The 14,396-nt window shown below is 71.4% G+C and carries 14 protein-coding genes and 1 pseudogene; 6 read left to right on the top strand and 9 right to left on the bottom strand.

The annotated features are described in order from the left end of the window. Positions 1 to 2: 2 nt before the first annotated feature. Together ACFYZQ_RS39510 and ACFYZQ_RS39505 are read left to right on the top strand one after the other, a co-directional pair. Positions 3 to 839 carry a hypothetical protein gene (locus ACFYZQ_RS39510; protein WP_389159032.1) on the top strand — a complete coding sequence of 279 codons (837 nt, stop codon included), beginning with the start codon at positions 3 to 5 and terminating at the stop codon, positions 837 to 839. 78 nt (positions 840 to 917) lie between these two features. Next, entirely contained in the window at positions 918 to 1,133 is a 216-nt protein-coding gene (locus ACFYZQ_RS39505) for a hypothetical protein (protein ID WP_389159030.1), read from the top strand. 59 nt (positions 1,134 to 1,192) lie between these two features. On the opposite strand, the gene ACFYZQ_RS39500 is transcribed toward ACFYZQ_RS39505, so the two are convergent. From ACFYZQ_RS39500 to ACFYZQ_RS39490, 3 genes are all read right to left on the bottom strand, one after another. Next, complete coding sequence (locus ACFYZQ_RS39500) at positions 1,193 to 2,041, bottom strand: ABC transporter permease (RefSeq protein WP_389159028.1); 849 nt, start codon at positions 2,039 to 2,041, stop codon at positions 1,193 to 1,195. 305 nt (positions 2,042 to 2,346) lie between these two features. Then, positions 2,347 to 3,138 carry a response regulator transcription factor gene (locus tag ACFYZQ_RS39495; protein ID WP_389159026.1) on the bottom strand — a complete coding sequence of 264 codons (792 nt, stop codon included), beginning with the start codon at positions 3,136 to 3,138 and terminating at the stop codon, positions 2,347 to 2,349. A gap of 214 nt (positions 3,139 to 3,352) precedes the next feature. Further along, positions 3,353 to 4,144 (bottom strand): hypothetical protein, encoded by a 792-nt coding sequence (locus tag ACFYZQ_RS39490; RefSeq protein WP_389159025.1) that lies wholly within the window; start codon positions 4,142 to 4,144, stop codon positions 3,353 to 3,355. A gap of 47 nt (positions 4,145 to 4,191) precedes the next feature. On the opposite strand from ACFYZQ_RS39490, the pseudogene ACFYZQ_RS39485 reads away from it, so the two are divergent. The 3 genes and pseudogenes from ACFYZQ_RS39485 to ACFYZQ_RS39475 all read left to right on the top strand — a co-directional run. Next, positions 4,192 to 4,420 (top strand): annotated as a pseudogene (locus ACFYZQ_RS39485) (DNA-binding response regulator); the annotation flags it as partial. A gap of 170 nt (positions 4,421 to 4,590) precedes the next feature. Next, positions 4,591 to 6,078, top strand: a complete 1,488-nt coding sequence (locus ACFYZQ_RS39480) for a hypothetical protein (RefSeq protein WP_389159023.1) — start codon at positions 4,591 to 4,593, stop codon at positions 6,076 to 6,078. A gap of 5 nt (positions 6,079 to 6,083) precedes the next feature. Next, positions 6,084 to 7,022 carry a lysylphosphatidylglycerol synthase domain-containing protein gene (locus ACFYZQ_RS39475; RefSeq protein WP_389159022.1) on the top strand — a complete coding sequence of 313 codons (939 nt, stop codon included), beginning with the start codon at positions 6,084 to 6,086 and terminating at the stop codon, positions 7,020 to 7,022. Between the two features lie 44 nt (positions 7,023 to 7,066). On the opposite strand, the gene ACFYZQ_RS39470 is transcribed toward ACFYZQ_RS39475, so the two are convergent. Genes ACFYZQ_RS39470 through ACFYZQ_RS39450 form a run of 5 tightly spaced genes read right to left on the bottom strand, consistent with a single transcriptional unit; the run spans position 7,067 to position 12,515 of the window. Beyond that, positions 7,067 to 7,813: a response regulator transcription factor gene (locus ACFYZQ_RS39470; RefSeq protein ID WP_389159020.1), complete on the bottom strand. Its 747-nt coding sequence runs from the start codon at positions 7,811 to 7,813 to the stop codon at positions 7,067 to 7,069. 56 nt (positions 7,814 to 7,869) lie between these two features. Further along, positions 7,870 to 10,521, bottom strand: a complete 2,652-nt coding sequence (locus ACFYZQ_RS39465) for an ABC transporter permease (protein ID WP_389159018.1) — start codon at positions 10,519 to 10,521, stop codon at positions 7,870 to 7,872. Further along, a complete protein-coding gene (locus ACFYZQ_RS39460; protein ID WP_389159017.1) occupies positions 10,518 to 11,180 on the bottom strand; it encodes an ABC transporter ATP-binding protein in 663 nt (220 codons plus the stop codon). The genes ACFYZQ_RS39465 and ACFYZQ_RS39460 overlap by 4 nt, the downstream gene beginning before the upstream one ends. Continuing rightward, positions 11,167 to 11,874, bottom strand: a complete 708-nt coding sequence (locus tag ACFYZQ_RS39455; RefSeq protein ID WP_389159052.1) for an ABC transporter ATP-binding protein — start codon at positions 11,872 to 11,874, stop codon at positions 11,167 to 11,169. Before ACFYZQ_RS39455 ends, ACFYZQ_RS39460 begins: the two co-directional genes overlap by 14 nt. A 5-nt stretch (positions 11,875 to 11,879) precedes the next feature. Continuing rightward, a complete protein-coding gene (locus ACFYZQ_RS39450) occupies positions 11,880 to 12,515 on the bottom strand; it encodes a hypothetical protein (RefSeq protein WP_389159016.1) in 636 nt (211 codons plus the stop codon). A gap of 157 nt (positions 12,516 to 12,672) precedes the next feature. Between ACFYZQ_RS39450 and ACFYZQ_RS39445 the strand changes: the two genes are divergently transcribed. After that, on the top strand, positions 12,673 to 13,995 hold the full coding sequence (locus ACFYZQ_RS39445) for a histidine kinase dimerization/phospho-acceptor domain-containing protein (protein ID WP_389159014.1): 1,323 nt from the start codon (positions 12,673 to 12,675) through the stop codon (positions 13,993 to 13,995). 144 nt (positions 13,996 to 14,139) lie between these two features. On the opposite strand, the gene ACFYZQ_RS39440 is transcribed toward ACFYZQ_RS39445, so the two are convergent. Further along, a complete protein-coding gene (locus ACFYZQ_RS39440; RefSeq protein WP_389159012.1) occupies positions 14,140 to 14,325 on the bottom strand; it encodes a hypothetical protein in 186 nt (61 codons plus the stop codon). Between the last annotated feature and the right edge of the window lie 71 nt (positions 14,326 to 14,396).

The raw sequence follows: 14,396 nt of genomic DNA, 5'->3' as shown, positions 1-14,396 counted from the left end.
TCATGGCTTACGAGACACCAGAAACCACGGCGGCCTCATCGGCCGATGCCGAGGCGTCCTCGGGCCGCCGGTTCCGCCGGAACAAGGTGCCCGAGGCCACCGCCTATTTCTGGATCATCAAGGTGCTGTGCACCACGGCCGGGGAGACCGCGGCCGACCTGCTCGACGAGAAGGCCGGGCTCGGCCTGACCAGGGTGTCGGTGCTGATGAGCGCCCTGCTGACGGTCGTCCTGGTCGTGCAGTTCCGCACCGGTGCCTACCGCGCCGATGTGTACTGGCCGGCCGTCGCGCTGATCAGCGTCGTCGGCACGCTGATCAGCGACAATCTCACCGACAACATGGGTGTGCCGCTGGATACCAGCGCCACCGTCTTCGCGATCGTCCTCGCATTGGTCTTCGTGGTCTGGTACCGGCGTGAGCGGACGCTGTCCGTCCACAGCATCGACACCACGGGCCGTGAGTCCTTCTACTGGCTCGCCGTCCTGTTCACCTTCGCTCTCGGCACCGCCGCCGGCGACCTGGTCTCCGAGCGGATGGACTTCGGCTACTGGCTGTCCGCGGTCCTCTTCGGCCTGGTCATCGCCGCGGTCACCCTCGCACACTTCGAGCTTGACCTTGACGCGGTGTGGAGCTTCTGGATCGCCTACGTCCTCACCCGCCCGTTCGGCGCGTCCATCGGCGACTACCTCTCGCAGCCGACCGGTGACGGCGGAGTGGGCCTGGGCGCCGTCGTCACGAGCGCGCTGTTCCTCAGCGTTATCCTGGGTCTTGTGGTGTACCTGGCGGTGACCCGGAAGGATGTCGCCCAGCCGCAGCGAACCGCGCGCCACGCCGTCTGAACAGGGACGCACCCGGCGTCAAGGATGTGTTCAGGGAGACGCTGCCAAGGTCGTTGCAGCAGCCGGAAGCTGAGCGGGATGACCTTCCAGATCCGCGACATCGTCACCTTCCGTGGAAAGGCCCCGTTCTGGTCGGCGATCCTCGTCTCCAACACCCTCGGCACCTCCATGGGCGACTTTCTCTCCGACAGCTCCGGCCTCGGCTACGCCGGCGGCGCGCTGCTCGTGACGGGGGCGCTCGCGGGAGGGGCCTGGTGTGGCGATGCGCGCGACACGGATGAACGCGTGAGGTAGGAGAGCGTTGGCTCGCGGGACTCCTGGCTTCTGTCTCGCGCATGGAGTCGGCGGCGGTGTCACGGTTGTGGCGTGACCGGCGTCCGCTGGCGGTGCACGGAGAACCGTCGGATGCGTGTCGCTCGGGGCCCGCCTGGTTGCCCGGCGGTGATGTGGCGACGGGCCACGAGTTCGAGAGTGATGGTCACAGCCACGGCTTGAACGGCCATCAGGGCTATGAGCACGAAGAGTTGGACGGCTCCGGCGACCAGCGGGTCCGCTCCGCCGAGCAGCATGCCGACAAAGGCGCCGGGCAGGGTTACCAGGCCGACGGTACGAGTCTGGTCGAGACCCGGCAGCAGCGCGTCGGAGGCGGCGGGCCGGGCGATCTCGATCCTGGCATCGCGTTCCGTCATTCCGAGTGCCAGACCGGCCTCGACCTCACCGTGGCGTTGCGCGAGTGCCGAGAGACTCTGGCGGCCGGCCAGGACGGTCGCGGTGAGGGCACCTCCGATCAGGATTCCGGTGATCGGGATGACGGCTATGCCGCGGGGCGGGACGAGTCCGGTGGCCAAAAGGAGGGCGATGGCTGGTGCCACACTCGCGGCGATCGGCACAGCTGCCCACCACCAGGAGCCGTTCGCGGTGATCCGTCGGCCTGCAGTGCGTACCGCGACCGCGTACATCAGGATCAGGAACGCAGGCAGGCCGGCGCGGGAGGACACCACCCATCCGATGACCGCGGATACGGCTAGGAGTTGCACGGCGGCCCGCACCCCCGCAGTCAGGACTTCGCGTGCTCGGCCAAAGCCTTGATCGGGGGACAAACGGGCCGCGGCGGTAACCGCCACGGCTGCTGCGAGGAGCACGGCCAGTACCCAGCCGAGGTTTGCACCGACAGGGAGAAGGCTGGTCGAGGCGGAGCTCATGCGTCTCACCGTTCATCGCGGTTGGGCTGTGGGCCTGCGGGCTGTTTGGCCAGGCGGACGTACCCAGCCATGGGTGCAGCTGATCGTCTAGTGACCCGGTCCCTGCATCTGGCCTCTGTGACGGGGGCGATCTCGTACGACGACTGCTTCAGACGGCCGGTGCCCAGGTCGTGCCCTTCCTCGGCGGCTGCCTTGCAGGTGGCATGACGCACCAAGGGTTTAGCTGCAGCGCCCCGGACGCCGGGCAGACACGGGTGCCTCGATTCGTCAAGCGCGCCAGGCGACAGGTGAAAGCTCCGCTGAGTCTACTCACATGTAGACGGTGAAGAAGGGGTGGCCTTGCAAGCGGACTGACTTGGGCGGGCGATACCGGGGCCGAGTACGTAGCCGGAGCCGGGCACGGTGTGGATGAGCGGTTCGCCGGCTGCGTCGATCTTCTGGCGCAGGTAGGTGATGTACAAACCGACGACACGAGAGGTGTTCCCGAAGGCGTTGGGCCAGACATGTTCGATGATCTGAGCAGCAGTGTGCACCTGGCCGACGTTGCTCATCAGGAAGCGCAGCAGAGCGAACTCGTCGGGAGAGAGTTCAATGAGCCTGCCGTTGCGGGTGACCTCGTGTGCCGTCTCGTCCATCAACAGGTCTGCGACCGTTAGGCGACTTTCGGCAGGGGCGCAATCGGAATCCGGACGCCTCATGCCGGCGTGGCGCAGCAGAGAGGTCAGCCGCGCGACGATCTGTGCGAGACCGACCGGCTTGACCAGGTAGGCATCGCCTGTGGGAATCGCGGTGTCCGCAACATCGCAGGCGGTCAGGAAGAGTATGGAGACCTCGGGCAGCAGCGCGCGGATTCGCCGAGCGACGGCGGGGCCGTCGAGGTCGGGCAACAGCGCGTCGAGTACCACAGCGTCGGGGCGAAAGCGTTCGGCCTGGGCCACGGCACCGGCGCCGTCCACGGCGCTGCTGACTTGCCAGCCCTGGTAGCGCAATACCGTGCTGACCACGTACTCCGTGTCGGGTTCGTCGTCCACGACGAGGATCCGAACGGCACCGCCGTCGGGCCGCAACAGCGGCATGGGGGCGGTCTTGAGATCCATCGCTCCCTCCTGTGGGCGTCGTCCCGAGATGGGATGTCGGACCATGCCACACGAATCTCTGAGCCTGCTCTCAGCCTGCCGCTGTTTCCGGGCGCCGCCTTCGGTTCACTCGGCGTGGTGCCTCGATGCCGTCCGTGCCGGCCATGCGGACGCCCATGAGAACGACGTCGGGGCACAGTTCGGTCGCCATGCGGACCGCCTCCGAGTCCTTCGCTCAGAGCGCGGCGTGGATGCCTCGGTCACGCTGGGAGACGGCCAGATACCCGACGAATCCGACGATCGCGACCGTCCACGCCAGAGTGACCGGTGCCAGGCCGATGCCCAGGCCGCCGCGGGCGTGGCCCAGTGCCATCCAGTCGGCGAGGGAGGCACCGAGGGGGCGGGTGATGACGTACGCGGTCCAGAAGGCGGCGACCGCGTTGAGGATGCTGAGGCGGTGGGCCAGGGCGGGCGTAGAGATGGCCGCCGCGAACAGGGCGCCCGAGCCCAGGTAACCGAGGCCCGCGGTGGCGGTGAGGTCGCCCGCGGCGGTGCCAAGGGCGAAGGTGGCGAGTACGGCCGCCCAGTAGAACGCTTCGCGACGACGAGTCTGGATGGTGTGGACGGAGAGGGTCCGCTCGCTGGCGTACCAGAGCATGAAGACCGCGGCCAGGACGACGAGGAAGGCCGGCGTCGACGCCGTGTACGGCACGCCGAGGCCGACGTGCAGGATGTCGGCTGCCATGGTGCCGAACACGCTGACCATGACGACGGCGGTCCAGTAGGCCCAGGCGACGTACCGGCGCAGGGCGAACTGGACGGCGAGGGAGGCTGCCAGAGCGAGGCCGCCCAGTGCGACTGCCGGTACCGGGCCGAGCGTTCGGGCCAGGAGGTCCGATGCCGTCTCGCCCATGCCGGTGGTCAGGACCTTGATGATCCAGAAGTAGACGGTCACCTCTGGCACCTTGTTCACCGACTGGTGTACGGGGGTGAGGGGCCGGTCGTCGAGGGCGTGCCTTGCGGTCATGATCCGCACGATGGCACGCCGGAACTGAACGTGACCTGAACGGTGAGACCGAGCGTGCAGTGGCGCGTAGTACCGGGGGGCGTCCCCGTGTCCTCGTGCTGACCACCTTCGATGTCGACGAGTATGTGCATGCCGCCCTGCGGGCCGGAGCCAGCGGCTTCCCCCTCAAGGATGCGTGCCCCGAGGAACTCCTCGAGTACGCCCAGCATGTGCCCGTCAGAAGGGATGGCCGGGGGCGAGGACCCGCGCCTGGCCTCCCTCACCGAACGCGAGCGGGCGTCTCACGTTGGCCGCCGCCTGCCGTGTCTGGCGCTTTTCGAAGAAGTGCGGAGGTGTCTTCTCACCTGCCTCTAACCCTGCAAGCCGTAGGGTGGCATGTCCTCCTACGACCTGTAGAGGATTCGATGCCGTGGCGTGCGACGACGTTCGACGACGAGAGGTGAAAGATGGCCGACGGCTCGAACGCGACGAGGACCGGTGCCCCTCGCGCTGGCCGCCCGCCGCAGCCCCTTCGGACTCGGCGTTCACGGCCCGAGCCGCGGCTCGGGGCGGTCGCAGCCGCCTTCGCGCTCGCCCAGCTCGTCCTCGTATTGCCGGACCTCGGTCTCGGCTGGGACGAGACCGTTTACGTCAGCCAGGTCAGCGGTCACGTTCCCGCCGCCTACTTCAGCGCGCCGCGCTCCCGTGGCATCTCACTCCTCGTCGCGCCGATCGCATCGTGGTCCGACTCCACCGTCCTGCTCCGCATCTACCTGGCCGTCCTCTCCGGCCTGGCCCTCTACCTGGCCCTCCGGGTATGGCGAGGCCACCTCGGGCCCGGCGTCCTGGCCTTGGCCGGCGCCCTGTTCGCCTCGTTGTGGGTGACGCTGTTCTACGGCCCCCAGGCCATGCCCAACTACTGGGTCGCCATCGGCGCCCTGGCCTGCGTCGGCTGCTTCCTGCGCGCCCGTGCGAACGCACGGGACCGGGCGGCCTGGTGGGGTGTCTTCGCGGGCGCGGCGTTGATGGCGGGGATGCGCCCCATGGACGGGGTCTACGTCGTGCTGCCCCTGCTCGCACTCTCCGTGCGTCGCCCGCGTCTACTCGTCGTGCTGGTCGTGGGGCTGGTGGCGGGTGCGGGCGAGTGGGTGATCGAGGCGTATGCGAGCTACGGCGGCCTCACGCAGCGCCTGTCCGCCGCCTCCGCCATCCAGGGCGGCATCGGCTGGCACCTCGCGGTGGTCTACCAGCTGCGCAGTCTCGGCGGACGAACTCTGTGCCGGCCCTGCTCCGGATCGGCCCCCAGCCCCGTGGTGACGTTGTGGTGGTTCGCGCTGCCGCTCCTCGCCGCCCTGGGCGCCGTGGTCGCCGTCCGCACCCGGCGCGCGCTGCCCGTCCTGCTTCCGCTGGCCTGCGCTGTCGCGGCCGCGGTCCCCTACCTGTTACTCATCGGCTACGCGGCCCCCCGCTTCCTGCTGCCTGCCTACGCCTTGCTCGCCCTCCCCGTCGCCCACGGCCTCGCTCACCTGGTCACGGCCCCGAACGGTCGGATCGCGCGTACCGTCGCCGTCAGCCTGGTGGCGGTCGGGGTCGCGGGTCACCTGGCTGTGCAGTACGTCGTTCTGGAGCACACTGTGCACAGCTCCGCGGCCTCCCGCGCCGACTGGTCTCGCACCGCCGGCGCCCTCCGCACGCTCGGCGTACGGCAACCCTGCCTGCTCAGCGGCTACGACGCCGTGCCGATCGCCTTCTACACCGGCTGTGGCTCTGCCCAGACGGCGGGGCACGACGCCAGCACCACCGTGGCCGAACTGACGCGCACCGCTCACCGCACGTCCTTCGCTGTCCTCGCTCCACCGGGGGACCGTCCGCCCGCGTACGCGCGCACCTGGTCCGAGGAAAAGGCCGGCGGTCTTCGGGCGTACGTGGCACCCGATGTGCCGAAGGGGAGGTGACCGTCGTGACCGCGACTCAGAGTCTGCCGATCGCCGTGGGCAGGCGCCCGTACTTCCAGTTGGGAATCACGCTGGTTGTGCTCGCCGCCGCCGGTTGGATGCTCGCCGCGCACCGGGTCACGCTGGACAGCGGCACCGACCGGCTGGCCGCCGCCGACGGGGAGTGGCTCGTGCTCGCCTGCCTCGCCGCCGCGGCCACATGGGTGTGCGCGGCCGTGGCCCAGCAGGGGGCGGTGGTCGAACGGCTGCCCAGAGGGCGGCTGGTGGCGGCACAGTTCGCGGCCGGCGCCGCCAACCACCTCCTTCCGGCAGGGGCCGGAGCCACCGTGGTCAACCTGCGGTTCCTGACACGGTGCGGGCTGTCCACTCGGCGCGCGGCGGCCGCGCTGGCGGCGAAGGCGGCTGTCGGCGGGTTGGTCCGGTGTGCTCTGGGTGTGGCTCTGCTGGTCGCCTCGCCCGGTACGGTCCGTCTCTCCGCGCGGGTCCCGCATGTGCTGGTCCTGCTGCCGGTGGCGGCCGGGGTCGTCGTCCTGGCGGTCGTGCTGAGCGGCCGCCTCAGACGAATGGTGGGCCGGGCCTTTGCCGACGTGCGGGACGTGCACCGGTGCCGGGCGCGGGCCTGTGCGCTGTGGGGCGGGTCGGTCGCGTTCGCTCTACTGCATGCCGGTGTAGTCGTTGCCGTGGTCCATGCGATCGGTATCGGCCTGCCCGCGAGCCGCGTGGTCATGGCCTATCTGGTCGCCAGCGGCGCGGCGGCGCTGCTGCCCACGCCGGGCGGACTGGGGTCGCTGGACGCCGCGCTCGCCCTCGCGCTCACGGCGGCCGGCGCGCCGGGACCGGAGGCGGTGTCGACGGTCCTCGGCTACCGCCTGCTGACCGGATGGCTGCCGATGGCCCCCGGGCTGCTGGTCCTGGCGTTGCTGGCCCGCCGCTCGGCTTTGTGAACCAGCGAGGTGTTCGCCGCACCGCGGGCGCCGTGGGCGCGTTCTCAATCCGGCGGATCAGGTTGCTGTTCCAGCCGGTACCCGTGGCCCCGCAACGTGGTGATCCGGGGCAGCCGGGCCCGCCGCCCCTCCATCTGCGCCGCCTCGGTGAGTCTGCGGCGCAGCCCCGCCAACGTCACGTCGAGGGTTTTGGTGGAGCCGAACCAGTTCTCGTCCCACACATCGGCCATCAGCGTCTCGCGCGAGACCGCCTCGCCGACCCGCGCGGCCAGCACCGAGAGCAGGTCGAACTCCTTGGCCCGTAGCGGGACGTCGACGCCGAGCAGCGTGCAGCGACGGGCCGCCACGTCGACGACCAGATCACCCAGCCGCACCGGCTCTGGGGTCGGCACGGCTACCACGTGCCGCCTCAGGTGGGCCCGCAGCCGGGCGAGCAGCACGGTCAGGCTGAACGGCTTGACCAGGTAGTCGTCGGCCCCGGCGTCCAGCCCGGCGATGATGTCGATGTCGTCTGTCCGGGCCGTCAGTACGACGATCAGCAGGTCGGGGAGGCGGGCGCGTAGCTGCCGGGCGACGTCCAAGCCGTCCATGTCCGGCAGCCCCAGGTCCAGCAGCAGTACCTCGTACGGTGCCTGCTCGGCCTCCGCCAGTGCGCCTGCTCCGGTGCGGCACCACGTCGGGACGTAGTCGTGGCCGCGCAGGCCGGTCTCCAGGTGGCGGCCGATGGTGTCGTCGTCCTCGACGACGAGGACGCGCAGTCGGCTGCGGTCCGGTGCGGCGGGCGTGCGCATGGTCGACAGCCTAGGAGTCGCCGGGGCTCGAGGCCCGTCATGGGTGCACGCCGCGTTCACAGGTCGCGGAGCTCCTCGACCGGGGGGCGGTGGCTGCCGCGGATGCCGTTGAGGGCCGCGGCCAGGATGGCGGCGACGGCGGCTGACGCGGTGAGTGCCAGGTAGGCACCGGGGATCGACAGGGCCGCGGGTGGCGGATCGAAGACACCGGTCAGGACCTTGACCAGCATCTCCGACAGGGCCCAGCCGATGAGGGCGCCTCCCGCCAGGCCACCGACGGTCAGCAACAGGGCCTCGGAGAGGACCATGCCGCGCAGGTGGCGTGGTTGCGCGCCGAGCACGGTGGCGATGGCGAAGGTGCGGCGGCGTTCGGCGAGTCCGAGGGCGAGGACCAGGCCGCCGGCCCCGGCGGCGAGCAGGACGGCGAAGGCGAGCTCGATCCGGGTGAGACCGGCCAGGTCGACCGAGGTCAGGCTGGTGCCGACGGTGCCGCGGGTCTGGGTCAGGTCGGTGACGGTGGCCCGGGTACCGAGCTGTCCCCGCAGGTGGGCCGCGATCTGCTGCTGGTTCGTGCCACTGGTGTCGAGGAGGAAGGCGCCGACCGAGTCGTTGCCGGTGGCCTTGGCGATGTAGGACGCGTTGGCGACGAAGAAGCTGTCCTTGGGGGCGGTGGGGAACTCCTTGGCGATGCCGGCGTAGTGGAAGGGGACCGTACGCAGGGCCTTGGTGTGGGCGTCCTGGATGCGCAGGTTGACGGTGTCGCCGGGGGAGAGCTGGAAGTCGTTGACGGTCTCGACGCTGACGAGGAGGTTGTCCGGGCGCTGGGCGAGGCGGCGCATCAGCTGGTCGGCGGTGCCGCCGGCGAAGTAGGCGTCCTGGAGCGAGGTGGCCTTGGCGACGCTGTCCGGTCGGACGCCGTAGAGGTCCTGCAGATCGGAGCCGACGTAGGCGAAGCGGTGCTGAAGGGGTTCGACGTGCCGTACGCCGGAGATCTTCAGCGCTGCTCCGGCAGCGGGCGGGACTTGGGCGCCCGGTGGTTCGGTGACGGTGACGTCGGCGCCGTTGGTCAGCCGGGCGTCGACCTCGGCCTGCTGATGGTAGGTGGCGTTGAAGACGGCGGTGGAGATCGCGAAGGAGACTGCGAGGGCGAGCAGCACCACCGACCGGGCGAACGGGCGGCGGCGCCGGGCCAGGACGGCGGCGGTGGTGCCGGCCAGGGTCGCGGTCAGCGGCCGGACCAGTCGGGCCAGGGCAGGCCGGCCGTGGGTGAGGGCGAGCAGGGTGAGACGCCACAGGAGCAGAGCCGCGCCGATCCACAGCAGAGCGGGGCCGAGGAAAGCCCAGTACGACACGGAGATGCTGGGGACGCCCTCGGGGGCGAGGACGAGTGTGTACTGGTTGCCGGAGGAGGCACGGAAGATGAGCCACGAGCCGATCAGGAGGGCGAAGTCCAGGCCGTAGCGCATCCACCAGGGCGATCGGGAGCGTCGTACGTTGTCCTGCTTGCGCGTGTCGGCGATGGTGACCGTGCGCAGGTCCCGCAGGGCGGGGACGAGGACCGCACCTGCGGCGACTGCGGCCCCGAGCACGAAGGCGACGGGGGACCAGACGGACCAGGTTCCCGCGCTCGCCCCGAAGGAGGCCGTGCCGAAGGCGAGCCGGCCGGTGAGGGCGGCGATGCCCAGCCCGGCCACACCTCCGGCGAGGCCGAGCAGGGCGGCCTCCAGACCGGCGAGTGCGGTGATCTGACGGGGCCGCAGACCGCGCAGCCGCAGCAGCCCCTGTTCCTGACGGCGTCGTTCGCCGCCCGCCGAGGCGACCGCCGCCGTCAGCGTGGCGGCCAGCACCGCGCCCGGCACCCCGAGGAAGAGGAAGAGGATCTGGGCGTACAGGGCGTCCTGGCGGGCCGAGTCGAGCGCAGCGCCGACGTTGTTGCCGACCAGGGCCGTGCCGGCGGAGCGGGCTTCGAGGTTGTGAGCGGCGCCGGTGACGGCGGAGTACGCGGAGGCCGGGTCGGCGGGCAGCCGAGTGTTGTCGCGATCGGCGTGGATCTGGGTGGTGACACCGGTGGCGCCGCGAGTGAGGGCGGCGAACTGGTTGGCGGGCAGGAGGACGACGTTGTCCGGAGGCGCGGTCGGCTGGGACTGGCTCGGGGCGCCGACGGTCTGGAAGAGGGAGTCGGCCTGCGGCAGGTCGACCACACCGTCCACCTTCACCTGGCGCAGACCGGCACCGGGAAAATGGATGCCGATGGTGTCGCCGGGGGCCGCGTGCAGGTTGGAGGCGGTCTGCTGGGCCAGCAGGACACCGGTGGACGCCCCGGAGAGCGTGCGGACGGCGTCGGGGAAGCGGGCGCGGTAGGCGTCGGGCAGGCCGAGGGCCATGCCGGGGCCGGTGGCCTGGGTGCTTCCCTGCGCGCGAGCGGTGAAGCCGCTGGTGTGCGCGAAGCCGACGGGCAGGGCGGCCCGGGTGCCCGGAGTCCTGTCCACCAGGGCCAGGACCGTACGAGGGTCGGCACCGGGCTGCACCTGGACCTGCCAGTCCACGGAGACCGAGCGCACGGCCCGCTGGGTCATCGTCGCCTTAGACGCGGTGAGGAAGGAGCCGAGCGCCGCGATGAGGGCGACGGCGAGCGCGATGCCGGTCAGGGCGGCCAGCAACCGTCCGGCGCGATGGCGAGCCAGACCCCTTGCCCACGAGGTGATCATGGCGTGTCCTCCGGTGCGAGCAGCCTGCCGTCCTGGATGGCCCGCCGAATGGTGAGCCGGGCGGCGACGGCCGGGTCGTGGGTGGTGACGACGAGGGCCGCGCCCGTGCGGTCCGCCGCCGCCAGCAGGGCGTCCAGGACGCGGCCGCCGGTGACGTGGTCGAGACGGCCGGTGGGCTCGTCGGCGAGGATCAGGCGTGGTTCCTGGGCGAGCACGCGTGCCACGGCGACCCGCTGGGCCTGGCCGCCGGAGATCTCCTCGGGCAGCCGGTCGGCGAGGTCGGCCGCGCCGACCAGAGCGAGGGCCTCGGTGACCTGGTGGTGGGTCTCCGTCTCGGGACGACCGGCGAGGACGAGCGGCAGTGCGGTGTTCTCGGTGACGTCGAGGGCGGGTATGAGGCTGTCGGCCTGGAACACCAGCCCGATGCCGGCAGGCCCGCCGAGGCCGGGCCAGGAGACGGTGCCGCTGGTGGGGTGTTCGAGTCCGGCCAGCAGATGCAGCAGCGACGACTTCCCCGACCCGGACGGGCCCACGACGGCCAGCCGGTCGCCGGAGCGGATGCTCAGGTCGGCGCCGTGCACGGCCACCACGGCGGTCGCACCCCGCCCGAAGGTCAGCGCCGCGTTCTCGCAGGAGACGAGTACGTCAATGCCGGACATCGCTCACATCCCGCGTCTCCCGCGCCCGTCCGTCGTCCAGGGCGATCACCCGGTCGGCGATCCGGACCGCCTCAGCGCTGTGCGTGACGATCAGCACCCCACAGCCGTCGGCGGCCCGCTCCCGCACCATCCGCAGCACCAACTGCTCAGTGAGGCCGTCCAGTTCGCCGGTCGGCTCGTCGGCCAGCAGCACGGCGGGGGAGTTCGCGAGGGCCACGGCCAGCCCGGCGCGCGCCAGCTCACCGCCGGACAGTTGCCGGGGCAGGGCGCGGACCCGCTGTCCGAGCCCCACCTGGTCCAGCAGCGCCTCTGCGGCGAGGGCGGGGCGGCCGCGCACGGCCCGCTGGGCCAGGCGGATGTTGTCGCGGACGGTGAGGTGCGCCAGCAGGTTGCGGCCTTGGAGCAGGACGCCGATGTGGCGGGCGCGCATCCGGGCGCGCTCGGTCTCCGGCCGATGGCTGATCCGGACGCCGGCCACGCGGACCTCGCCGCCCGAGGGCTCGTCCAGGCCGGCCAGGCACGCCAGCAGGGTGGACTTGCCGGCGCCGGAGGGACCGACGACGGCGACCGTCTCGCCGCGCCGCACCTTCAGCGACACCCCGCGCAGGGCCAGCGTCTCCTCCTCGCCAGCCCGGTAGAAGCGGTACAGCTCGCGGGCGCTGAGCACGTCATCGTCGTACGACCGACTGGGCACGACGGTCACCGCCAGGCGAAGGAGTCGCTGACGATCCGCCACGGGTCGACGTTGTCGGCGTTGACGGGCCCGGACAGCGTCAGGTCGACCTCGTGCCCCTGCCGGTAGAAGGCGTACCGTTCGAACGCGTCCCGCACCACCTTGCCGGTGACCGGGTCCTTGGCGGAGTCGCCCTGATAGGTGAGCCGGACGACGCGGCCGGCGTGCCGGTTCACCTCGGTCACCTTCGGGGCCGAGAACTTCGGTACCTGCGCTCTGAGCGTGGGCACGACAGTGTTGGTGACCGAGCCGACCGTGGGAGCGGCGGACGCGGTGGTCGCGGTGATACGGACGGTGTTCAGCTTGTCCGTGAACAGGGTCGTGGCGCCCTGCTCGGTGCGGGCCCAGCCCTCGGGCACCTTCACGGTGAAGCCGGTGAAGCCGCTGCCGGGTCGAAAGGCCACGTACACCTGGTTGTCGGGGATGTCGCCGGGCGGATTCGATTCGGTGGGTGCGGGATTCGCCTGGGCGCCGCCATCTCCTGCTGGGGAGGAGGACGGGGAAGAACCCGAGCGCGAGTGCGAGCCGGAGCCCGCACACCCGGCGGTCACCGCCGCCACCAGCGCCAGCCCGACGGCGGCGGATGTACGTGCATGTGCCATGGCCACTGCCCTCCCGGAAAGGCCTGCGACCGGGAATCGGTCATGGCACCGACGCTAGGGAGCGGCCGGTTAACGCCCGGCACGTCGACGGTTAGACGATGGCAAAAGCGCGTGGCGCACCCGTACAGAGCAGGGCGGTGGCCCGCAGGATGAGGGCATGAGACAGCGTGTGGTGCGAGTCGCCCTCACCGCCGCCCTGGTCGCCGTCGTCCTCCTCGCCGTCCCTCTGGCCCTGGCGATCAGGTCGTCCCTGTACGCCGACCAGCGGGACACCCTGGAGCGTGCTGCCCTGTCGGGTGCCGTGCGCGTCAGCCCGGACTACACCACCGGCGACCCGGTCGAACTGCCCGCTCCGCCGTCGGCCGGGCGCCTCGGCCTGTACGACACCCACCTCCGCCTGCGGGCGGGCAGCGGCCCCGGGACCGGTGACGCGGCGGTGCGGCAGGCGCTCGGCGCCCGGGTGGTGCGTGGCCGATCGGGCGACGACCTCACGGTCACGGTGCCGGTGTCGCACGCAGAGCGGGTGATCGGCGTAGTACGCGCCTCCTCGCCCGCCCACGCCGTACGCGACCGCGTCCTCGCCGTGTGGGCGGTCCTGGCCGGCGCCTGCGCCCTCGCCCTGGCCGTGGCGGTCCTGGTCGCGCGTCGGCAGGCGCGGGCGCTGGCCGCTCCGTTGGAGGAACTCTCCCGCCACAGCCGGGCCGTCACCGCCGGTGATCTGAGCGTACGCGCCGCGCCCAGCAGCATCGCCGAGATCGACCAGGTGGCCCGCACCCACAACGAGATGCTGCACAGCCTCACCGAACTCCTCCGCCATGAAAGGGACTTCACCGCCAACGCCTCGCACCAGCTCCGCACCCCGCTGACCGGACTGCAGCTCACCCTGGAGGCGGGGCTCGCGCAGGAGGGCGACGCCCGGCTGCGCCCGGCGCTGGAGGAGGCACTGGCCACCACCCGTCGCCTGCAGAGCACGGTCGAGGAGGTGCTACGGCTTTCCCGTTCCCCGGGTCTGCCCCGCCCCCCGGCCCCGTCCGTGCCGGTCGCACAGATGCTGCGGGAGACCGAGGACCACTGGCACGGTCTGTTCGCCCGCGACGGCAGACGACTGCTGTGCACGACGGGTGATCTACCGGACGACGCTCTGGTACCCGGCACACCGGTCGCCGAGATCCTCGGCATCCTGCTGGACAACGCCCGCGTACACGGGCGGGGCACCGTGCGCCTCATGGCCCGCGACCTCGGCGACGCCCTCGCCCTCGACGTCGCCGACGAGGGCGGCATCGAGACACCCCAGCCGTTCGAGCGCGAACACACCAGTGACGGAGAGGGCGAGGGAATCGGCCTCGCGCTGGCCCGCGATCTCGCCGACTCCCTCGGCGGCAGGCTCTCCCTGACCAGCCACCGCCCCACCACCTTCACCCTGCTGGTGCCGGTCCGTCAGGACGAGACGGGGGACGACACCGGGGACGGCAGCGGCTGAGGACGTTCGACTCAAAGCGTGCTCCTCGCCGCACCGGTCATCGAGCCGGCCGCCGCCTGGGGAGGACAGGACAAGGGCCTTCGGAGGCGCGGGGGCCATCGGTCCCCACGACGGAAGCTGTGAGCCGGGCGGGAGGTCCTCCGGTCACAGCGCCCGGTGGGAGACGGTGAGCAGGTAGGTGCCGTAGAAGACGGAGGCGCCGGCCAGGGCGGTGAGCAGGACGGCGATGGTGCGTAGGCTACTCCGCGCCAGATGCCGGGCGAGCGGGAGCAGCAGGGGGAAAGCCGGCAGCAGGAACCTCGGCTTGCTAGGGAACGTCTTGCCGATCATGTGTCGAGCCAGATGAGTGTGCTGGCCAGGGTGATCGCTGCGCGGTAGCGGCCGGGTTGCTTGTCGTAGCG

This window comes from Streptomyces sp. NPDC001843, assembly GCF_042891955.1.
Taxonomy (GTDB): Bacteria; Actinomycetota; Actinomycetes; order Streptomycetales; family Streptomycetaceae; genus Streptomyces.
The sequence above is the reverse complement of the archived record's forward strand: the minus strand, read 5'-3'. Positions and strand labels throughout refer to the sequence as shown.